Here is a 21,850-nt window from a genome sequence, read left to right on the forward strand (position 1 = left end):
AACCATAAACTTTTAAACTTAAAAGAATGAAATTATCTCATTTTCAATTCAATCTTCCTGAAGAATTATTAGCTGAATTTCCTACCGAAAATCGCGATGAATCTCGATTAATGGTAGTAAACAGAAAAACCGGTACAATAGAACACAAATTATTCAAAGATGTCATTGATTATTTTGATGATGGTGATGTAATGGTGTTGAATAATACTAAAGTTTTTCCAGCGCGTTTATACGGAAATAAAGAAAAAACAGGTGCTCGTATTGAAGTTTTCTTATTAAGAGAATTAAATGCAGAACAACGTTTGTGGGATGTTTTAGTTGATCCTGCAAGAAAAATTCGTATTGGAAATAAATTATACTTTGGAGATGACGATTCATTAGTAGCTGAGGTTATTGATAATACAACATCTCGTGGTAGAACTTTACGTTTTTTATACGATGGTTCGTATGAAGAATTTAGAGAAAAATTAGTAGAATTAGGAGAAACTCCAATTCCAAAATACATCAATCGTGAAGTAACTCCAGAAGATGCTGAGCGTTATCAAACAATTTACGCAAAAGTAGAAGGTGCCGTTGCTGCTCCAACAGCTGGTTTGCACTTTTCTAAACATTTGTTAAAACGTTTAGAAATTAAAGGAGTTGATTTTGCTGAAGTAACATTACATGTTGGTTTAGGAACTTTTAATCCGGTTGAGGTTGAAGATTTATCAAAACACAAAATGGATTCAGAAGAAATGAAAATTTCTCAAGAAGCTTGTGATATTATTAACAACGCTAAAACTAAAAAGAAAAAAGTTTGTTGCGTAGGAACTACCGCTATGAGAGCAATGGAAAGTTCTGTTTCGTCTCAAAGAACTTTAAATCCTTTTGAAGGATGGACAAATAAATTTATTTATCCTCCTTATGATTTTAGCTTGGCAGATGCTATGATAACTAATTTTCATACACCAAAATCAACTTTGTTAATGATGATATCTGCATTTTGTGGTCATGATTTAATGAAAAAAGCATACGAAGAAGCGGTTAAAGAAAAATATCGTTTCTATTCATACGGAGATGCTATGTTAATTATCTAAAAGCATCGCTTTACTTATATTAAAATCCTAGCTTTTTGCTGGGATTTTTTGTTTCTGAAATCAAAAAAATAAAATTTTATGGTTTTGCTCATTTATAACTTTTGCCTACTTTTACCATCCAAACAACTAAGCTAATGATTTTTGAAAATAACCGCGAATTTGCACAAGATTTAGATGCTAAAGACGAATTAAGAAAATACAGAGATGAATTTCTTTTTCCAAAAGTGAACGGAAAACAAGTAATTTATTTTACAGGAAATTCTTTAGGATTACAACCTAAAAGAACTAAATCTTACGTAGATGAAGTAATGTCAGATTGGGCTAATTTAGCTGTTGAAGGACATTTTTATGCAGATAAACCATGGTGGGATTATCATGAAAGATTTGCAGTGCCATTAAGTGAAATTGTTGGAGCTAAACCAACCGAAGTTACTGTAATGAACACATTAACGGTAAATCTTCATTTGTTAATGGTTTCTTTTTATAGACCAACACTAAAAAAATACAAAATCATTTGTGAAGAAAAAGCTTTTCCAAGTGATCAATATATGTTTCAAAGTCAAGTAGATTTTCACTCTAAAACAGTTGGGTTTAACCCAAATGAAGCTATAGTAGAAATTAAACGTAGAGATGGAGAACACAATATTCGTTTAGAAGATATATTAGCTAAAATTAATGAAGTTGGCGATGAGCTAGCATTGGTTTTAATTGGAGGGGTAAATTATTATACTGGTCAAGTCTTTGATATGAAAACTATTACAGAGGCCGGACATAAGCAAGGAGCATACGTGGGTTGGGATTTAGCACACGCTGCAGGTAATATAAAGCTTCATTTAAACGAATGGGAAGTTGATTTTGCTGCTTGGTGTAGTTATAAATATATGAATTCTGGACCAGGAAACGCATCGGGTTGTTTTGTACACGAAATGCATCACAACGATACAGAATTGCCAAGATTTGCTGGTTGGTGGGGACATAATAAAGAACGTCGTTTTAAAATGGAACCACAATTTGATCCGGTTAGAGGCGCAGATGGTTGGCAAATTAGTAATTTACCTATTTTATCTTTAGCTCCTTATTTAGCTTCAGTTGAAATGTTTGCCGAAGTAGGAATGGATAAATTAATTGAGAAACGAAATCGTATTACAGCTTATTTGGAATTTATTCTACATGAAATTGACAAGGAATTAGAAGGAGCCGAATTTGAAATTCTTACACCAGCTAATCAAGAAGAACGAGGATGTCAATTATCTGTTTATTTACATGGTCAAGGAAGAGAATTATTTGATCGTTTAATGAAAAATGGAGTAATTACAGATTGGAGAGAACCAAATGTTATCCGATTAGCGCCAGCACCATTTTATTGTTCTTTTGAAGATATGTACGATTTTGGTCAAATTTTAAAAAAATTGATTTTAAATAAATAATACTTTTCTTTTCTCGACAACTAAAACTTTAAAAAAGAATTTTAAATATTTTGAAAAGCCGAACGCACTGTTCGGCTTTTTTGTTAAATAAACTATCTTTGCAAAGAATAATAGAATTACATAAAGTCATGACTAAAGAACAAATTTTAGAAAACTTCGATCCATCTCAACCAGGGTTGGCAGATGCAACAATTTTTGGATTGCCATTTTCGGCAGAACAAAGTGAAATTATTGTAATTCCGGTGCCATGGGAAGTTACAGTAAGTTATGGTTCGGGAGCTTCCAAAGGTCCAGATGCGGTTTTAGATGCTTCTTTTCAAGTAGATCTAAACCACCAAGAGTTTCCTGACTTATGGAAATTAGGAATTTATTTAGATAAAGCACCAAAGGATTTAAAAAAGAAATCTAAAAAATATAAAAAACAAGCTGCTCCAATTATTAAAGCTCTAGAAAGTGGGATGGTTTTAGACCATCATACATACTTAACAAAGGATTTAGAGGAAATCAATTATGCTTGTTCTGATATGGTAGAAGCGGTTCGAGAACAAACGCTAAATTGGATGAATAAAGGTAAAAAAGTGGTTTTATTAGGAGGCGATCATTCTACGCCACTGGGTTATTATCAAGCTTTGGCAACTAAATATGACAATTTCGGAATTTTGCACTTAGATGCTCATATGGATTTACGAATTGCTTACGAAGGATTCACGTATTCGCACGCTTCAATTATGTACAATGCATTACAAATTCCTCAGATTTCAAAAATTGTGCAAGTAGGAATTCGCGATTTTTGTGAGCAAGAAGTAGAAGTTGCTTTAAATGACCGCGTTTTAGTTCATACTGATATGGATTTAAAACAAGAAACTTTTGAGGGTAAAACGTGGCAACAACAATGTGATCAAATTATCGCTTCATTACCAGAAAAGGTTTGTATTTCTTTTGATATTGACGGCATGTATTCTTGGTATTGTCCAAATACAGGGACGCCAGTTCCAGGTGGATTTTCTTATGAACAAGCCGCTTATTTGTTTAGTCGTTTAGCAGCAACTAATAAAGAAATCATTGGTTTTGATTTAGTTGAGGTTTCTCCTGGAAAAGATGATTGGGATGGTAATGTAGGCGCTAGAATGTTATTTCATATGTGCGGTGTTTTTGCGAAATCTCAAAAAATGAATGTGGGAAATAAAATAATATTCAATAAATAAGTGTAAATTGCATTGTGTAGTGAAGTGAGTCTTTCAAATAATCGCACCAAAATTTATTTAAAAGAAACATAATATGAGTCATTTTGTAATTGAAAAATGGAAAGAATATCAAATTGAGATTCCAGGAAAAGTGCGCTATGCAGTTTCAAATCATGGCAGAATTAAGAGTTTTGTAGATACAATTGAAAGCGGAAAAATTTTAAAAGGTGCAATTACAGAAGGTTTTCTTTTTCTTCGTTATACGAGACAAGAAAACAATAAAAAAAAATATTTTCATCACGCAATTCATAAAATGGTTGCCGAACTCTTTATTCCTAAACAATCAGATGATCAAGAGTATGTTTTGCATTTAGATTATGATAAATTGAACAATCAATTATATAATTTAAAATGGGCAACTTATGACGAAATGCGGGCTCACGGACACAAAAGTCCTGCTGTTAAAGAAGCTTTTAAAAAGTTTCAGGAAAATAACATTAAAAGAGATGGAAGAAAATTGACTTCTACTCAAGTTATGCGAATTAAATTAAAGATGAAGCGTCAAGCCGAAAAATTTAGCGTTAGAAAAACAGCTAAAGAATTTAATGTTTCTGAGATGCAAATTTACCGCATCAAATGGGGTGAAAATTGGGGACATATAAACGTTTAATTACGTTTTTGTCAAACTGAACTTGTTTTAGTTTCTATCTTTAATCTCACAATAGATTTTGAAACAAGTTCAAAATGACAATATTTTTTCATAAGTATTCGACATTATCCAAAATCGAAATCGCTTTTTCTTTTGTAGCTGCTAATTCTTCGGGTTTCATTTTTCTAAGTAAGGCTAACATCATGCTCATTCTTTGGTTGTTTGCAAAATGATGTTTTTTCTCATCTAAAAAATGCCAATACAAACTGTTAAATGGACAGGCTTTTTCGCCTAGTTTATCTTTTACGTTGTAATGACAACTACCACAATAATTACTCATTTTATTAATGTAACTTCCAGAGGATACATAGGGTTTTGTAGCTACAATTCCGCCATCAGCATACTGACTCATGCCGCGCGTATTTGGCATTTCAACCCATTCAATAGCATCAATATAAACACCTAAATACCAAGCGTCAACTTCATCAGGATGCAATTGTGCCAACAAGGAAAAATTACCAATCACCATCAATCGCTGAATATGATGTGCATACGCTTCCGATAAACTTTGGGAAATGGAATGTTGTAGGCATTTCATTTTGGTTTTTCCAGTCCAAAAGAAATCAGGTAGTGGATTGTAGTTTTCCAAAACGTTCATTTGGGTGTAATTTGGCATTTCTTTCCAATAAATTCCTCTTACATATTCGCGCCAACCAATAATTTGTCGCACAAAACCTTCTACTTGCGCCAATTCGATGGTTTCTTGATTTTGATAATAATAGTAAATCACAGCGTCAACTACTTCTTTTGGGCTAATCATTTTAGAATTCATCGCAAAAGATAATCGCGAATGAAATAAAAATTTATGTCCAGAAAACAATGAATCTTGGTACGTACCAAAATGCGCCAACAAATGCTCACAGAAATAGGCAATCAGTTGTAAACTTTCGGCTCTGGAAGTCGGCCAATTGAAATTTTCAGCATCAATATTTCCAAAAGTGGTGATGTTTTGACTTTTAATTTCGGTAATAATTTTACTTACATTTTTATGAAATTCCAAAGGAAACGGAATCGGAACTTCGTTTTTATATTGATTGCGATTATTGTGGTCAAAGTTCCATTTTCCATCTAACGGTTGATTGCCAACCATTAAAACATCGTGTTTTTTTCGCATCATCCGATAGAAACTTTCCATCAAAAGTTGCTTTTTTCCTTTGAAAAAATCCGCTAGTTCATTTCTAGACGTATAAAAATGTTCGGAATCGACTGTTTTTGTTGGAATAGAAAGTTTTTTGCAAATAGATTTCAACTGTTCGTCCAATCGATATTCATCAGGAAATTGGTATTCAAATTGCTCTGTTTTATTTTTTTCTACCAAATCCAAAATCAATTGTTCCAAATCTTGTGGATTATTGGCATCCGAAATTTTATAATAGATAACTTGATGTCCTTTTTTAACTAATTCGTCCGAAAAATTTCGCATCGAAAGAAAAAAAGCTACCACTTTTTGAATGTGATGTTTTACATAATCGGTTTCCTGACCCATTTCTGCCATCACATAAACCACATCTGTATTGACTTCATCAAACCAAGAATGTTCCGAATTGAGTTGGTCGCCCAAAAGTAATCGAAGTGTTTTCATTTAAAATAATTCAGGAATTAACCACATTTTTTGAAATTTCCCATCGGCATCGTACATTTCTGCCTGACGTTTAATGTTGAATTTTCTGTCTCTTGGGTCGTTTCCAACACCCGCATTGTACATCCAATTACCGTAATTACTATGCACATCATAATCAATAAGCATGCTCTCAAAATAAGCAGCGCCTATTCGCCAATCTTGTTCCCATTCTTTTGCCCAATAACTTGCCACATTCTGACGACCGCGATTGCTCATCCAACCTGTTTTTTGCAATTCAATCATGTTGGCATTTACAAAGTGTTCAGGTGTTGTGCCATTTGCCCACTGATTGAAGGCTTTTTTATTTTGGTTCCAATGGTATTCTTTTTGTAAAATACCGTTCAATTGGAAAATTTTGTTGCCGTGTTTTAAGGAAATGTATTTGAAATAATCGCGCCAAATTAATTCGAAAATTAACCAATAGGTGTCTTCGTTTTTGATTACTTTTTTTTCAAATTTTTGCACTTCCCAATAAATAGTTCGTGCCGAAACACTTCCGTTTGCTAACCAAGCGGATAATTTGGAACTGTAATTCTTTCCAATTAAACCATTTCTAGTTTTTTTATAAACTGCTAATTTTTTAGTATCCCAAAAGTAGTCCTTAATTCTTTTTTTAGCATGATTTTCTCCTCCTTTGAAAGGAAATGCTGTCTTTTCAGGTTGCTTAAAATCAGATGCTTCTGAGTCAAATCCCAAATCTTTTAAAGTAGGAATTGGAGTAGTTTCTTCAATTAAATTTATTAATGGTTTTGGAGAAATAGAAACGGTTGGTCGCACATGAATTTTCTTTTCAATTTGTTTTCTGAAATCAGTAAAAACTTCCGGAATTTTCTTCCAATCTTTAAACGGAAGATCTGCTGGATGAAATAAAAATTGATCGTAATAATTTTTCCAATTTACTGCTGAAATTAGGTTTCGTATTTCTTGTTCTATTTCATTTTCTTCGCTCGTCCATTCGTGTTGTGAATAAATGGAATGAATTTGATATTTTGCTGTAATTTCAGGTATTAATTTTTCGGGATAACCATAATACACTAACAACCTAATATTTTTTTCTAACAAATTTTGTTGTAATTCGGTTATCGTTTCTAAAAGAAATTGAGTTCTATATTTTTCTGTTTTCTTGAAACCATATTGAGTTGTTTCGAAATGTCTCGGATCTAAGCAATAAATACCTATTACTTTTTCGTTTTCTCTGCAAGCATTGTACAACGAATGATTGTCAATCGTACGCATATCGTTTCTAAACCATATTAATCCATTCATATTCTTTTCTTTTGCTCGCAAAGACACTAAGTCGCGAAGGTTTATTTTTAAACATATAAGTCACATAAGTTTTTTTAGTGGAACAACTTTGTGAAAAAAGTTCGTAAAAGATTTTAAAGATTTCCCTTATTTCTTAAATCTGTGTTCCTTCTTTTAATTGTTAGATTTTGTCCCGAAACTTCGGGATTGCCCTTGAAATTGATTTTTGAAATTTTTATTCATTCTGCATTTATCACTACAATACATTACTTCATTCCAATTTTTCTCCCATTTCTTGCGCCACGAAAATGGAAGTTGGCAAGTTTCACATAATTTTTCGGGAAGATTTACTTTTTTATGAGCCATTATAACATCGAAGTTGAAGGTTTATCTGGTCGTGCATAATGAAACCTGTCAGATAATTTTGGAACGCAATAGCCATCTAAACCATTAATTGCTACTACATTTCCTCTGTCTAACTGCATCCAATTATCATCATGAAACAGTTTTTCATCAGCATAAATGGTTTCAATAGAAGCAATAATATGGATACAATCATTTTCTTCAATTTTGTATTCGTTCACATATTTACAAAGTAATTGTACTGGACTTCCTTTTACAAATGGCACTTTGTGATTGTCTATAAACTCAGGTTCTAAATCAGTTTTATCAAATTCAGAAATATGTTCTTCGTAGCTCGAAGAAGTATGATGTGCATCGGCAATCATTTCTTCTGTAATGTGATTTACAGTAAAATAGCCTGTTTCTTTTAAGTTTTTATAAGTATCTCTTGAAACTGTTGTTGGTCTCAAGATGAAACCAAGTAAAGGAGGCTCGCTTCCTAAATGAGTAACACTGCTAAAAATAGCAACATTTAAAGTGCCGTTTTCAGAACAAGTTCCAATTAAGTTGGCCGACTTATAACCAGTAACACAATTAACCAAGTTTAATCTCGGTACTTTTGACATGTAAAATAATTCGTCCTTAGTAAACTTTTTCATTGTAATTTTTATTCAAAGATACATTTTGTTTAACTAATATTGAAAATAATTAAACAAAAAATAGTTTCCAAATGAAAAATCTGATAAATGTCAGCTATTAAATTTTATTATTCCGTATTTTTGCAGTCCAAATTTTTACAATATCTTCATGCAAACGCCACAGAAAATTGCTGTTGTAGGTTCTGGATTAGTAGGAACTTTATTAGCAATCTATTTAAAAAGAGCCGGACACATTGTTCATGTTTACGATAGAAGTCCTGATATTAGAACGGTTGAATTTTCCGGACGTTCCATTAATTTGGTAATGTCAAATCGTGGGTGGAAAGCATTGGAAGATGTTGGACTAGATGAAGAAATTAGAAAAATTGGTATTCCTGTTGATAAAAGAGCCATTCATTTACAAGATGGAAAATTGAATTATCAAAATTACGGAAAAGAAGGAGAAGCTATTTTTTCATTATCGAGAGGTGTTTTAAATCGAAAAATGGTTGATTTAGCCGAAGCAGAAGGTGTTGAGTTTTTCTTTGAACGTAAAATTTGGGATGTAACATTAGCTACCGCAACTTTGTGGGAAGGTGAAACGGAACAAGGTGATTGGACGGAATTAAAATACGATAAAGTTTTTGGAGCTGATGGCGCTTTTTCAAGAATTAGACACCGAATGCAACGCCAATCCATGTTTGATTATTCGCAAGAGTTCATGAAAATTGGTTATAAAGAATTACATATTCCAGCTAATGCGGATGGTTCTCCAAAAATTGATATTCATTCGTTACATATTTGGCCAAGAGGCAATTTCATGTTGATGGGATTGGCTAATTTGGATAATTCGTTCACCTGTACTTTGTTTATGCCTATTGAAGGCGAAAATTCTTTTGAATCTTTAAAAGATGAAGCAGCTTTAGTAGCATTTTTTGCAAAATATTTTCCAGATACAAAAGAAGTAATTCCAGATTTGGTTCGCGATTTCTTTAAAAATCCAACAAGTTATTTAGCTATAATGAAATGCTTTCCATGGACATTTGAAGACAAGGTAGCTTTAATTGGTGATTCTGCTCATGCTATTGTTCCATTTTACGGACACGGTATGAATGCAGGTTTTGAAGATATTACCATCTTAAATGAATTAATTCATACCTATGGAGACGATTGGAATGCGATATTTTCAGAATATGAAATTTCTCGTAAACCAAATGCAGATGCTATTGCAGAATTGTCTAGAAGAAATTTTGAAGAAATGAGTAACAAAACGGCAGATTCAAATTTTTTGCTTCAAAAGAAAATAGAAAAATGGTTTTCTGATAAACATCCAGATAAATGGATGCCTTTGTACAGTAGAGTAACGTTTAGTTTACAACCTTATTCTGAAGCCATGGCAATAGGAGATTTTCAAAATGAAATTATGCAAGAGGTATTAAAAATTGAAAATATCGAGAAAATTTGGGATTCAGAACAAGTCGAAAATAAAATTTTAGAATTACTACAATAATTTAAATCCAAACTTCAATTAAGAGGTTTGGATTTTTTTCTTACAAAAAGTTTATCTTTGAGTTTATTAAAAGGAACTCTAGATGGAAACCATACTATTACTTGCTATTTTAGTTATTGTAATTATACTTTTAACAAGTATGAATTCAAAATTTAAGCAACTACAAGATACTGTTTATCGATTGCATGAACGAATCAATGATTTAAAAAATGAATTGAGTTCAAAAGTGGTTCAAGATGTTTCAAAAACTGCTCCCGAAATTCGTAAGGAATCAGTTCCGGTTTCAAAACCAATTGTGGAAGAAAAAATAATAGAAAAACCTATTGAGGTTATTGAAAAAACACCTGAAATTATTCCAGTTGCTGAACCTATTAAAGTCGAAATCAAAGAAGAAATCAAACAGTATGTTCCAATTATTGAACCTGAGCAACCAAGAGCTCCACAAAAATCGTGGTTCGAAAATTTCAAAGAAAATAATCCCGATTTAGAAAAATTTATCGGAGAAAATCTAATTAATAAAATTGGAATTTTAATACTGGTTTTAGGTATTAGTTTCTTTGTAAAATATGCCATTGATAAAGAATGGATAAACGAAACTGCTCGTGTTGGAATCGGAATTTTAGCAGGTTCAATAGTTATGGGAGTAGCACACAAATTAAAGAAAAACTACCAAGCATTTAGTTCTGTTATGGTGGCAGGTGCTGTTAGTATTTTTTATTTTACTATTGCTATAGCATTTCATGATTATCATATATTTAGTCAAACTATAGCTTTTGCCATTATGGTGGTGATTACTGCTTTTAGTACGTTTGTGTCAGTTGCTTACAACAGGCAAGAATTAGCAGTTTTGTCTTTAATTGGAGGATTTGCGGTTCCTTTTATGGTAAGTACTGGAGCCGGAAATTATGTAGTTTTGTTTACTTATATCGCTATTTTAAATATTGGAATTCTAGTAATTGCTTACTACAAAAAATGGAATTTAGTAACTATTTTATCTTTCATATTTACAAACATACTTTTCTTTTCTTGGTATTATCGAGAATTAAACGACGATATTTTACCACATAAAGGCGCTCTAGCTTTTGCAACATTATATTATTTCATCTTTAGTATTTTGGCTGTTCTAAATAACGTAAGAAGAAAAGGTGTTTTTTCTCCTATTGATTATTTCATAATAATGGCCAACACTTTTGTGTATTTCGGTTTAGGAATGGGTATTTTACACAATTGGGGAATTGAATTCAAAGGATTGTTTACGCTTTCATTAGCGGTTTATAATTTAATATATGCCGTTGTTTTATTTAAGAAATTTGGATTAGATAAAAATGCCGTGTATTTGTTAATTGGATTGGTGTTAACGTTTGTTACTTTAACCATTCCAATTCAATTTGAAGGTAATCAAATTACTTTATTTTGGGCTGTAGAAGCGGTTTTATTGTTTTGGTTGTCGCAAAAATCGAAAATCAATATGTTTAAATTAAGCGCAATGGTGGTTCAGTTTTTGTCGATTATTAGTTTAATTATTGATTGGGATAAACAATATCGTTTTACAAATAACGAACTTACCATACTATTCAATCCAATTTTCATAACCGGAATTGTGGTAGTTGGTTCTTTACTTGGTACTTATTTTCTATTGAAAAAAGAAAACGAATCAAATACTATTTTTAAAATTGAATTTGATCCTGTTTTTTATCGCAACGGAATCACTTGGGTAGCTTTAATAATTGGGTATTTTGTCGGAATTTTCGAAATCATTCATCAATCAGGTCAAAATTTAGAAAATTCATACGCAGCGTTGTCGTTATCGGTTGGGTATCATTTTATTTTTAGTACCGTATTTATTTACTTCGGATTAAAATCTAAAGAAGAATTAGTGCAAAAATTGGCAACCATTTTGACTATGGTTAACATTGCGTTATATGTGGTTTGGTGGTACAATATTCCATCAAAAGAAGTACTTTGGAACATTGCTAAAAACTGGGATTCGGTAATAGCATTTAATTTACATTACATTATTTTGGCTTGTTTAATTTATTATGTTTCGATTTTAGCCAATCAAATTTTGAATAAAGCGCACATTGTCTTTTTAAAATCTAATATTGCTCTTTGGTTGTTGGTCTTTTGCGGAGTTTACATTTTGAGCAATGAATTAATTGTACATCAAATGTTTTTTGTTGAGCCACAGATAATTTTAGATCAAATTTATTCAGATGCTGTTGGGTCAGATTTGGATAAGGTGACTTTTTCATCAAATGAGTTGTATGTTCAAGGCAAATTGAATATCATAAAAGTTCAAGTTATTAAAATTGGTTATCCGATTTTATGGGGAATTTTATCGTTTGGTCTATTGATTTTCGGAATTAGAAAACAATGGAAACAATTGCGAATTATTGCCCTTGCGTTATTGGGATTAACCATTGTGAAATTATTTGTTTACGATATTAACAACGTTTCTGAAACCGGTAAAATCATTGCATTTATATTATTAGGAGTGCTCATTTTGATTATCTCTTTTGTGTATCAAAAAATCAAAAAGTTAGTGGTGGATGAATCTCAAAATAGGAATTCAAATGAAAATTAAGTTAATTGTTTCAATTTGTTTTATATCGATTTTTGGTTTTGGTCAAAGCCATAAAGGTAATATTGAAAGAGTAGAAGAAAAGGGATTTCATAGGATTTTAATTGCTCCTGAAGTGCGTTCGGCTTCTTATGAAAATTTTGATTTTTTGAGAATTTATAATGATGAAAAAAAAGAAATTCCTTTTGTAGTTGATTTCAATAAAGACTATTTTTTCTCAAACCGATATCAATCATTAAGAATTTCGGATCAAAAACAATTCAAGGACTCAGTTTCATATTACATTATCAATGTCGTTCAAAATATGAAATATTGTTCAGAATTAAGTCTGAAAATTGCCAATACAGGTCTTACTAAAGAATATAATATAAGCGGAAGTGACGATGGAATTCATTGGTTTGGATTAGTGATGAATGCAATGTTGTATGATTTAAATGATTTTCAAAATACGTATGTTAGAAAAACAGTTTCATTTCCAAACAATTCCTATAAATTTTTAAAAATTGAATTTATTGATAAAAATTCTATGCCAGTAAATCTTCTAGAAGTTGGGTATTTTATTGGTGATGAAAAAATAGAACCAACGACAGTATTAGAAGTTTTTAAACATAAATTAATTGAGGATAAAACAAACAAAAAAACCATTATAAAGTTTTCTGCAGATAATTTATATACGGTTGATGGAATAGCATTTAATTTCAAAAACTCAAGATTTTTTAGAAAAGCTTCCGTCTTCATTAAGGAAACTAGAAGCGTAAAAAAGAAATCAGAAATATATAGAAAATTGGTTGCTACTTTTAATTTAGATTCAAACTCAGCTAATAGTTTTAAATGGGAAAGTTTTCAAGCAAAAGATTTTGAAATTGAAATCGAAAATTTAGACAACGAACCTTTAGAAATTAAAGGAATCAAATTATTACAAAATCAATTTTATTTAATTGCCGATTTAGATGTTAGTAAGAATTATGAAATAGTAGTAGATTCTACTTTGTCAAAACCGCAATATGATTTGGTAAAATTTCTACCAAATGATTTGACTAAATTAGGACTAATTAGAATTTCAGATTTTAAAAAGATAAGTTTAAATAAAGCAACGATAACACAACAATTCTGGCAAACCAATTGGTTTTTATGGATAGCAATTGTTGTAGCTGGAATTATTATTGGTTATTTTGCTTTTGGATTATTAAAAGAGGTAGAGAAGAAGGATTAATTCTCTTCTCTATTTACCATTTCCATGCTAAATGCTGGCGTACAAATTGCAATGTATTCGCAAGGTTCATCAAAAGGATTGGAGTATTGAACGCGCGTGTTTTTCTCAATTTTTATCGATTGACCTGTTTCTAAAACTATCGTTTCATCTTCAATAATAAATTGTTTTTTGCCTTTAATGATATAGGTGTATTCATCAAATTCAGGTGTTTGAAAAGGTTCGCTCCAACCTGGTGGTGCCACCATATGAGCAATTGAAATAGCTGAATTGTTTGTGGTTGCCAATCCGTGGTGTTCTTCAATTAATTTGCCATCAGTTGTTGGAACTACAAATGGCGATTTTTGTATGAAATATTTTTTCATATACTAGTAATTTTAAATTTTGGCCACTGATTATAACCAATTTTCGGGTTGTTAGAATTATATTTCATAATCAATTCTACTTCTTTTACATTTACTTCTTTATCTGAAGCAATTTCTGATTTCCAAAGAATTTGTCTTCTTATTGTAAAATCATCTCTCTCAAAATCAGTAAAATCCTTTTCTATTAGTTTACTATTTGCACTTCCAAAGTAATTAATACTATTAGTTAAATCTTTACCAATATATATTTTTCCATTTGGGTATGTTATTTTGTAAATAATTTTCATTATTTCTTAAACATCTTCATTAATAAACCAAATGCACCACGAATAAAAGTAGCACTCGTAACAACTTTAGTAATCGATTTTCCAATAACTTCTGTTGTACTTGGTTCTTCTTTTGTTTTTCGGCTTGGTTTTGCTTCCTCTTTTTCTACAGCTACTTCCTGTGCTGCTGCAATTTTTTTATTCAATAATTCGTAGGCACTTTCTCTGTCTACTTCTTCATTGTATTTTTTAGCCAATTTCGATTTTGAAATATTCAAATCAATTTCGCTATCCGTTAAAATATCCATTCGACTCATTGGTGCTCGCAACATGGTGGCTACTAATGGTGTTGGAGTTCCTTTTTCACTTAATGCCGTAACAAAAGCTTCTCCAATTCCTAATGAAGTTAACACTTCGTCTGTTTTGTAAAATTCAGTTTCCGGATAATTTTCTGCTGTCATTTTAATCGCTTTTCTGTCATTTGCAGTAAAAGCTCTTAGTGCATGCTGAATTTTTAAACCTAATTGTGCCAAAACGCCTGTTGGAACATCCATTGGGTTTTGCGTAATAAAATAAACACCAATTCCTTTAGAACGGATTAATTTTACAATGGTTTCAATTTGATTTAGTAATGTTTTGCTGGCTTCATCAAAAATCAAATGCGCTTCATCTATAAAAATTACTAATTCTGGTCGTCCAGCATCACCTTGTTCTGGCATGGTGTTGTAAATTTCGGCTAATAAACTTAGCATGAAAGTCGAAAATAATTTTGGTTTGTCTTGAATATCGGTCAATCGCATGATGTTAACGTAGCCATTTCCGTTTTCGTCAATTCGCATTAAATCTTCAATTTCAAATGATTTTTCACCAAAAAACAATGCAGCACCTTGCTGTTCTAGTTCGATGATTTTTCTTAAAATTGAACCTGTAGAACTGGTTGAAATTCTGCCATATTCGCCTTCAAATTCTGCTTTTCCGTCTTCTGTTGCGTATTGTAATACTTTTTTAAAGTCTTTTAAATCTAAAAGAGGTAAATTATTGTCGTCGCAATATTTAAAAACAATAGAAACAATTCCAGATTGAGTGTCATTTAAATCTAAAATTCGAGAAAATAATACTGGTCCAAATTCAGAAACAGTTGCGCGTAATCGAACACCGTTTTGTTCTGAAATGGTCATTAATTCAACAGGAAATGATTTAATTACGTATGGAATTGTTATTTTTTCATGACGTTCGGTAATAAATGGTTTTTCTTCTCCAGGCATGGCAATTCCAGAGAAATCACCTTTTATATCCATCATTAAAACGGGAATTCCGTTTTGTGATAATTGTTCAGATAACACCTGAATAGTTTTGGTTTTTCCGGTTCCAGTTGCTCCTGCAATTAATCCATGACGGTTTAATGTTTTTAGAGGTATTTTAACATGCGTATTTGGAACGGCTTCACCATCTAAAATTCCACCACCTAATGTGATAAATTCTCCTTTACAAGTATATCCTTCGTTTATATGTTTGCTAAAATCCTCTATTTTACTCATGATTGTTTTGTTTTCTAATTTTCAAATGTACAGAAATTCAATTAAAATTTCAACAAATACAATAATTGCAAATTCAAATTCAATTTCAAAAATATAAATTCTAACTACTAATACTTAAATTCTAACTTCCAAATCGTATCTTTGCCCACTATTTTAGTTTTAAGATGTTGAAAAAAGAAACACAATTAGCGGTTGAAAAAGGCGAAATGTTGCCTTTAATGGAGGAGTTTTATACCATTCAAGGGGAAGGGTATCATACAGGAACTGCTGCTTATTTTATACGAATTGGCGGTTGCGATGTAGGTTGCCATTGGTGCGATGTAAAAGAAAGTTGGAATGCGGAGTTACACCCACCAACGAATACGGATATTATTGTAGCTAATGCAAAAAAATATGCGGACACAGTTGTTGTTACTGGTGGAGAACCTTTAACTTGGGACATGACATTATTGACATCAAAATTAAAAGAGCAAAATTTAAGAGTACATATTGAAACTTCGGGAGCGTATGAAGTTACTGGAACTTGGGATTGGTTTTGTTTGTCGCCAAAGAAAAATAAATTACCCGTTCAAAGTGCTTATGATATTGCCAACGAATTAAAAGTAATCATTTACAACAAACACGATTTCATTTTTGCTGAAGAACAAGCGGCAAAAGTGAATCCAAATGCAATTCTTTTTTTACAACCGGAATGGAGTAAAAAAGAAGAAATGACACCTTTAATAGTTAATTATGTAATGAACAATCCAAAATGGCGAGTGTCGTTGCAAACGCATAAATATTTGAATATTCCATAACGGAAATCTCAAATTCATTTTTTGGAACACAGATTAAAGAAATTTTAAAAATTCATTTAATTTCTTTAATCTGTGTTTCTGTTTTTAAGTCTCACTATTGACTGCTATGTAAAGTGAAACGCCTTTTCAGTATAAAGAAAATCTTATGTGACTATGTGTTTCCAATTAAAGAAGAGTAAGTTTAGCTAAATAATCAAAATGCTCGCCTTCTAAAATTAAATCACATTCTAAACCATTTGCAATTGCTGCGTTTTGTAACGTGTTGTAATCCAAATAGAGCCAATCAAAAGTATCTTCGTTTTCTCCTTTATATTGAATGGTGAACGTTAATTCGCCATAATATCCATTAGCTGGAACTTCATAAGCACCATCTTCGTCTTGGTCATACATATAAATTAAGTCAGAACTATCAATTAAAATTTGTCCGCCTTCGTTTAGTAATGATTTTAATTTTTGTAAGAATTTTGGAATGTTATTCATTTTACCGAAAATTCCAGTTCCATTCATTAAAAGTAGAATAGTATCGAACTTATTGTTATTCTGATTTGTCTTACTGAGCGCAGTCGAAGTATCAGGATCTAAATCCAAAACATCCGAAACTTTACAGTTTTTCAAACCTCTTAATTCACAAGCCTTAATCGCGTTTTCTGAAATATCAATTGCGGTTACATCAAAACCTTTTTTCTGCAAATACAAAGCGTGACTTCCGGCACCGCAACCAACATCTAACACTTTTCCTTTGGCTAATTGCAATGCTTTCTGTTCCAATTTTGGCATCTCCTTAAAATCACGAAACAAATAGGCAACGTTCATTTCATCTGCTTCCGAAATTGAAGTTTCTGTGATTAAATCTTCGGGAGAATTATTGGTTTGGTAGTCTAAAATGGCTTTTCCGAAAAGGTCTTTCATAAAAAAGTTTAAAAGTTTAAAGGTTTAGTTGTTTAAAAGTTGTTTAACTTTGCAGTAGAAAATTCATAAAATGCTAAAGCCAAATTTAAACGAACTCGGAAAACTTGCCAAAGATACGCATATCGAAACCAAAAAGTATTTTGACAAGCTAAAAAAGAAAACACCTAAAAATTTGGATTATGTAATGCAAGATTTACACGATGCCGAATTCAAAAAAACGGATTGTTTAGACTGTGCCAATTGTTGCAAAACAACTGGACCATTGTTTACTTCGGCCGATATTGAACGAATTTCAAAGAGTTTCCGTCAAAAGCCACAGCAATTTATAGACCAATATCTTCGCATAGATGAAGACCAAGATTATGTGCTCAAAAGTGTTCCGTGTACGTTTTTAGACAGCGACAACAAATGTTTCATTTACGATGTCCGTCCAAAAGCCTGCCGAGAATTCCCTCATACTGATAGAAAAAAATTCAATCAAATCACCGATTTAACGTTATTAAATGTAGCAATTTGTCCAGCGGCGTTTAATATTGTGGAGAAAATGAAGGAAAAGTTGCCTCTTTAAGAGTGTTCAGTTTTCAGTTGAAAGTGTTCAGTTTTCGTAATCTTGTCATTCCGTTAGGAATCTCTTATAGTGTCTTTATTCTATTTCAAAAATTTTTTTAAAATCAGTTTCAATTTTGTTTTTCTTTCGCCACAGGTAAAAACGACTAAAAACAATAAAACTAAACATAATTGGGTTCGTTATTTGATATACTTTCAAAGGAGCCGATTGTGTGTAAAGAATTAAATTAAATACGATAAGACCAAAGATTGGTATATATTTTAACCAATAATATCCAAATCCAATAGGCTTAACTTCATAATTTATTTCAGTTTGAGTTTCACTTTTTGGATTAATTTCTCCTGAAATGATATAGGGTGTTGGGAATAAAGTTGCATTTTCAGTAAGTTCAAATTTAGTTTTATCGAATGTTCCAAAAAAAGTTTTATCAGACTCCCCAGATATGGATGTGATAGCAAATGGAGTTCCTTTAATTTTTGGATTTCCAAGTTTTGTGTTTTTATATAAACGTTCTCTAAATTCTACGATGTTGATTTTTGAAATCATTTTACTTAAAAAAAAGTGATTATTGATTTGGTTTTGATATTTTCAAAAATTTAGTTTAATCTTGTTGAAATAACTTCTATGTTTAAATCATTTCCATTACAAGTAATTTTTGAAGTAACGGAAAAATCATTCAAAAGATAATTTGTCTTTTTAATTCCAATATTTTCTGGATTTAAATGTTCTAAGTATTCATCTTTATTTTCGATTCTTTGTTTGTTGAATTTTAGATTTTTATTTTCTGAAAATCCTCTCAATTCATACGAATAATTTTCTTTATCGGAAATAATAAATATGTTATAATAAAATTTGTTTTTGGTAAATGGTATATCAATTTGAAGAGTGTCTTTTGGATTAAACTCACAGTTATAATTTTCGTAAACGACAAAACTTGAAAATTCTTCTTTAGATTTTAATTTGTCAATTTCTTTAGCGATATCTTTTCTAAATTCTAAAAGAAAATCAATGTTGTTCTTTAATTCTTCTTGTTTATAGATTGAAGAATCAGTTTTATTCAATTGGCTAACTATTTGATTATTCCAATCATCAAAAGAAATCGTTCTGTTTTCTTTTGAACAACCTGAAAATATTAATAGAAATAAAATTAGTAGTCTTTTCTCTTTCATCTTTTCTCTATTTTCTTCTATTCATAAATCAAATACTTCGTTCTCACTTCCTTAAACTGCTCCAAACCTTCTTGCCAAGTTTTTCTAATTTCTTTTTCAGTCATTCCGGCTTCAATTTGTTCGCGGAGTTTTTTTGTTCCGGCTAATTTGGTAAAAAAATCAGTAAAGAAAACAGTTTTGTCTGCTGTGTTTTCATAAGCTTTCAATAACCATTTTAATTCTAGTCGGTGTACTTTTCTAATTTCAGTTAAATCTTCTCCAAAACATACTTTTCCATTATGAACCGGGTCTTTTGCGCCAAAATTTGGCTGCGGAGTAAAACTAAAATCAAACTCACTTTCAGGTAAAAATGGCGAACCGTAAATTTGGAATTGTTTTTCAGTACCACGACCTAAACTTACATTCGTACCTTCAAAAAAGCACAAACTCGCATATAAATTAATCGATTGATCGTTTGGTAAGTTTGGAGAAGGTTTCACAGGTAAACTATATTTCATATCATGCGAATAGTTCAAACAAGGTGCTACTTTCAAATCACATTGAAGTGCTTGTCCTGAGCTTGTCGAAAGGTTCAGCCATTTTTCTCCATTAACCATTTTTGCATATTCACCAATCGTCATCCCATGCAAAACCGGAATTTCATGCATTCCAACAAAACTTTGGTGTTCCTTTTCTAAAATCGGACCATCAATAATGTTTCCATTTGGATTCGGCCGGTCTAAAACCAAAAGCGGAATATTATTTTCCGCACAAGCTTCCATCACATAATGCAACGAAGATATATACGTGTAAAATCGCGCGCCCACATCTTGCAAATCAAAAATCAAGATATCAATTCCTTCTAATTGCTCGGGTTTTGGCTTTTTGTTGTTTCCGTAAAGGGAAATAATCGGTAAATTCGTTTTGGTGTCTTTTCCGTCAACGATTAATTCGCCAGCATCAGCTGTTCCTCTAAAACCGTGTTCAGGAGCATAAATTTTCTTAAGATTAATGTTTTGTTCGATTAAAAAATCAACCAAATGCTTCTCTTTCGAAAGAATTCCCGTTTGATTTGTAACTATTCCAACACGTTTGTCTTTCAGTAAAGGTAAATAACTTTCAAAATTTTCTGCTCCTGTTTTAAAAGTAACATCTGTCGAAGTAGAAGTCAAAGTCACATTATCAGTGCTCGGTTTTATTTGCGGAATAGCTTTTTTACTACTTCCACACGAAACAGAAAGTATTAGTAAGCCAATTAATGTTGTAAATCGATATATATTGTATTTCATAACTATTTTTAATCTGTGTAAATTGGTGTAATCTGTGGCAAAAACTTTATGTATATTTGCCTTAATTATAATTTTAAAACCTTGAATTTAGAATATTTCATAGCCAAAAGACTAATTGCTGCTAAAAGTTATAAAAGTAGTATTTCTTCGCCAATTATAAAAATTGCGATTACGGCAATTGCCATCGGAATTATTATGATGATTATGGCGGTGGCTACGGGTGTTGGGCTTCAAGATAAAATTCGCGAGAAAGTTTCGGCTTTCAACGGACACATTATTATTTCTAATTTCGATGACAATCAATCGCAAGTTACTACCGAACCGATTTCTATCAATCAAAGTTTTTATCCCAATTTTAAAAATGTAGAAGGCATCAATCATGTACAAGCCGTGGCAAGCAAAGCTGGAATCATTCGTACAGAAAAAGCTTTCGAAGGAATTATATATAAAGGTGTCGGTAAAGATTATAATTTCACCAATTTAGAGGAATATTTAGTTGATGGTAAAATTCCAAATCTAAAATCGGAATTAAATACTGAAGTTTTAATTTCAGAATATTTAGCTAAGCGACTACAATTAAAAGTAGGGGATAAGTTTCTAACTTTTTTCATGAAAGAAAACGGAAAACTGCCAAATAAAAGAAACTTCCTAATCACGGGAATTTTCAATTCTGGTTTTCAAGAATTCGATGCTGCTTATATTATTGGAGATATTCGTCACGTTCAACTCATTAATAAATGGCAGCCAACCGAAGTTGGTTCGTTTGAAGTTTTTGTAGCCGATTTTTCAAAAATTAAAGAAAAAGGAGAGGAAGTCTATAAAGAAATTCCGCCTACTTATAATAGTATCACCATCGAAGAAAAATATTATAGTATATTCGAATGGCTTAAATTGTTCGATTTCAACATTTTAGTTATTCTAATCGTAATGATTGTTGTGGCAACCATTAATATGGTAGTCGCATTACTAGTCCTCATTTTAGAACGCACCCAAATGATCGGAATTCTAAAAGCCATGGGTGCTAATAATTGGAATGTTCGAAAAATATTTCTTTACAATGCATTTTATTTAATTGCACGCGGATTATTTTGGGGAAATCTAATAGCTATTTCGTTATTGTTAATTCAAAAGTTCTTCGGAGTTGTCCAACTCAATCCCGAAAACTATTACGTAAACCAAGCGCCAGTAAGCATTAATTTGCTCCACATTGCATTATTAAATATAGGAACCGTAATCGTTTGTTTGTTGGTTTTATTAATCCCATCTTACATTATCACCAAAATTTCACCAGTAAAAGCAATACGTTTCGATTAATTTTTTTTGAAGCACACATTTTGCATTCCATAAAACTTTTAGTCCCGCTGTCCGTTACAATTTTTTTTACCTTGTCAAGTTGAGCGAAGTCGAAACAAGGTAAAAAAAGATTT

Annotated in this window: 20 protein-coding genes and 1 pseudogene; 10 read left to right on the plus strand and 11 right to left on the minus strand. The window is 31.5% G+C overall.

All coding sequences use genetic code 11. The annotated features are described in order from the left end of the window. Positions 1 to 26: 26 nt before the first annotated feature. The 4 genes from queA (at position 27) to GFJ99_RS06055 (ending at position 4,357) form a co-directional block, all read left to right on the plus strand. Complete coding sequence (gene queA / locus GFJ99_RS06040; protein ID WP_008254706.1) at positions 27 to 1,076, plus strand: tRNA preQ1(34) S-adenosylmethionine ribosyltransferase-isomerase QueA; 1,050 nt, start codon at positions 27 to 29, stop codon at positions 1,074 to 1,076. Positions 1,077 to 1,210: 134 nt separating this feature from the next. After that, the gene (gene kynU / locus GFJ99_RS06045) at positions 1,211 to 2,503 is read left to right on the plus strand and encodes a kynureninase (protein ID WP_153207958.1); all 1,293 of its coding nucleotides are present in this window, start codon (positions 1,211 to 1,213) and stop codon (positions 2,501 to 2,503) included. Between the two features lie 128 nt (positions 2,504 to 2,631). Continuing rightward, positions 2,632 to 3,708: an agmatinase family protein gene (locus GFJ99_RS06050; protein ID WP_153207982.1), complete on the plus strand. Its 1,077-nt coding sequence runs from the start codon at positions 2,632 to 2,634 to the stop codon at positions 3,706 to 3,708. Between the two features lie 73 nt (positions 3,709 to 3,781). Further along, positions 3,782 to 4,357 carry an NUMOD4 domain-containing protein gene (locus GFJ99_RS06055; protein WP_153207959.1) on the plus strand — a complete coding sequence of 192 codons (576 nt, stop codon included), beginning with the start codon at positions 3,782 to 3,784 and terminating at the stop codon, positions 4,355 to 4,357. Positions 4,358 to 4,445: 88 nt separating this feature from the next. Here the strand turns inward: GFJ99_RS06055 and GFJ99_RS06060 are convergent, their stop codons facing one another. The 4 genes and pseudogenes from GFJ99_RS06060 to GFJ99_RS06075 form a co-directional block, all read right to left on the minus strand. Beyond that, on the minus strand, positions 4,446 to 5,978 hold the full coding sequence (locus tag GFJ99_RS06060; protein WP_153207960.1) for a cryptochrome/photolyase family protein: 1,533 nt from the start codon (positions 5,976 to 5,978) through the stop codon (positions 4,446 to 4,448). Next, the gene (locus GFJ99_RS06065) at positions 5,979 to 7,283 is read right to left on the minus strand and encodes a DASH family cryptochrome (protein WP_153207961.1); all 1,305 of its coding nucleotides are present in this window, start codon (positions 7,281 to 7,283) and stop codon (positions 5,979 to 5,981) included. 213 nt (positions 7,284 to 7,496) lie between these two features. After that, positions 7,497 to 7,628: pseudogene (locus GFJ99_RS06070) on the minus strand (DUF2256 domain-containing protein); the annotation flags it as partial. Further along, complete coding sequence (locus tag GFJ99_RS06075; protein WP_153207963.1) at positions 7,628 to 8,263, minus strand: flavin reductase family protein; 636 nt, start codon at positions 8,261 to 8,263, stop codon at positions 7,628 to 7,630. The gene GFJ99_RS06075 and the pseudogene GFJ99_RS06070, both read right to left, overlap by 1 nt. A 148-nt stretch (positions 8,264 to 8,411) precedes the next feature. Between GFJ99_RS06075 and GFJ99_RS06080 the strand changes: the two genes are divergently transcribed. The 3 genes from GFJ99_RS06080 (at position 8,412) to GFJ99_RS06090 (ending at position 13,546) form a co-directional block, all read left to right on the plus strand. Then, positions 8,412 to 9,752 (plus strand): NAD(P)/FAD-dependent oxidoreductase, encoded by a 1,341-nt coding sequence (locus tag GFJ99_RS06080; RefSeq protein WP_153207964.1) that lies wholly within the window; start codon positions 8,412 to 8,414, stop codon positions 9,750 to 9,752. An 82-nt stretch (positions 9,753 to 9,834) separates the two neighbouring features. Next, a complete protein-coding gene (locus GFJ99_RS06085) occupies positions 9,835 to 12,336 on the plus strand; it encodes a DUF2339 domain-containing protein (protein ID WP_153207965.1) in 2,502 nt (833 codons plus the stop codon). Continuing rightward, positions 12,302 to 13,546, plus strand: a complete 1,245-nt coding sequence (locus GFJ99_RS06090; protein ID WP_153207966.1) for a hypothetical protein — start codon at positions 12,302 to 12,304, stop codon at positions 13,544 to 13,546. Before GFJ99_RS06085 ends, GFJ99_RS06090 begins: the two co-directional genes overlap by 35 nt. Here the strand turns inward: GFJ99_RS06090 and GFJ99_RS06095 are convergent. The 3 genes from GFJ99_RS06095 to GFJ99_RS06105 are packed head-to-tail and all read right to left on the minus strand — an operon-like array spanning position 13,543 to position 15,712. Then, the gene (locus GFJ99_RS06095; protein WP_153207967.1) at positions 13,543 to 13,908 is read right to left on the minus strand and encodes a cupin domain-containing protein; all 366 of its coding nucleotides are present in this window, start codon (positions 13,906 to 13,908) and stop codon (positions 13,543 to 13,545) included. The two genes, GFJ99_RS06090 and GFJ99_RS06095, sit on opposite strands and share 4 nt — an antisense overlap. Continuing rightward, positions 13,905 to 14,195 carry a GIY-YIG nuclease family protein gene (locus GFJ99_RS06100; RefSeq protein ID WP_153207968.1) on the minus strand — a complete coding sequence of 97 codons (291 nt, stop codon included), beginning with the start codon at positions 14,193 to 14,195 and terminating at the stop codon, positions 13,905 to 13,907. Before GFJ99_RS06100 ends, GFJ99_RS06095 begins: the two co-directional genes overlap by 4 nt. Continuing rightward, a complete protein-coding gene (locus GFJ99_RS06105) occupies positions 14,195 to 15,712 on the minus strand; it encodes a helicase HerA-like domain-containing protein (protein ID WP_153207969.1) in 1,518 nt (505 codons plus the stop codon). The genes GFJ99_RS06100 and GFJ99_RS06105 overlap by 1 nt, the downstream gene beginning before the upstream one ends. Before the next feature lie 164 nt (positions 15,713 to 15,876). Here GFJ99_RS06105 and GFJ99_RS06110 point away from each other — a divergent pair, with 164 nt between their 5' ends. Continuing rightward, positions 15,877 to 16,509 carry a 7-carboxy-7-deazaguanine synthase QueE gene (locus GFJ99_RS06110; protein ID WP_153207970.1) on the plus strand — a complete coding sequence of 211 codons (633 nt, stop codon included), beginning with the start codon at positions 15,877 to 15,879 and terminating at the stop codon, positions 16,507 to 16,509. Between the two features lie 165 nt (positions 16,510 to 16,674). Here GFJ99_RS06110 and GFJ99_RS06115 read toward each other — a convergent pair whose 3' ends face one another. Further along, positions 16,675 to 17,418, minus strand: a complete 744-nt coding sequence (locus tag GFJ99_RS06115; RefSeq protein ID WP_153207971.1) for a bifunctional 2-polyprenyl-6-hydroxyphenol methylase/3-demethylubiquinol 3-O-methyltransferase UbiG — start codon at positions 17,416 to 17,418, stop codon at positions 16,675 to 16,677. Positions 17,419 to 17,488: 70 nt separating this feature from the next. Here GFJ99_RS06115 and GFJ99_RS06120 point away from each other — a divergent pair, with 70 nt between their 5' ends. Further along, positions 17,489 to 17,986, plus strand: a complete 498-nt coding sequence (locus tag GFJ99_RS06120; RefSeq protein WP_153207972.1) for a YkgJ family cysteine cluster protein — start codon at positions 17,489 to 17,491, stop codon at positions 17,984 to 17,986. Positions 17,987 to 18,061: 75 nt separating this feature from the next. Here GFJ99_RS06120 and GFJ99_RS06125 read toward each other — a convergent pair whose 3' ends face one another. From GFJ99_RS06125 to GFJ99_RS06135, 3 genes are read right to left on the minus strand one after another with little or no spacing between them, the layout of a single operon-like run. Continuing rightward, positions 18,062 to 18,532: a hypothetical protein gene (locus GFJ99_RS06125; protein ID WP_153207973.1), complete on the minus strand. Its 471-nt coding sequence runs from the start codon at positions 18,530 to 18,532 to the stop codon at positions 18,062 to 18,064. A gap of 50 nt (positions 18,533 to 18,582) precedes the next feature. Continuing rightward, a complete protein-coding gene (locus GFJ99_RS06130; RefSeq protein ID WP_153207974.1) occupies positions 18,583 to 19,155 on the minus strand; it encodes a hypothetical protein in 573 nt (190 codons plus the stop codon). A 17-nt stretch (positions 19,156 to 19,172) separates the two neighbouring features. Then, complete coding sequence (locus tag GFJ99_RS06135; protein ID WP_153207975.1) at positions 19,173 to 20,423, minus strand: exo-beta-N-acetylmuramidase NamZ domain-containing protein; 1,251 nt, start codon at positions 20,421 to 20,423, stop codon at positions 19,173 to 19,175. Between the two features lie 81 nt (positions 20,424 to 20,504). Here GFJ99_RS06135 and GFJ99_RS06140 point away from each other — a divergent pair, with 81 nt between their 5' ends. Then, entirely contained in the window at positions 20,505 to 21,737 is a 1,233-nt protein-coding gene (locus GFJ99_RS06140) for an ABC transporter permease (RefSeq protein WP_153207983.1), read from the plus strand. Positions 21,738 to 21,850 lie beyond the last annotated feature (113 nt).

The sequence above is a fragment of the Flavobacterium sp. LMO6 genome (assembly GCF_009495795.1).
Lineage (GTDB): Bacteria > Bacteroidota > Bacteroidia > Flavobacteriales > Flavobacteriaceae > Flavobacterium.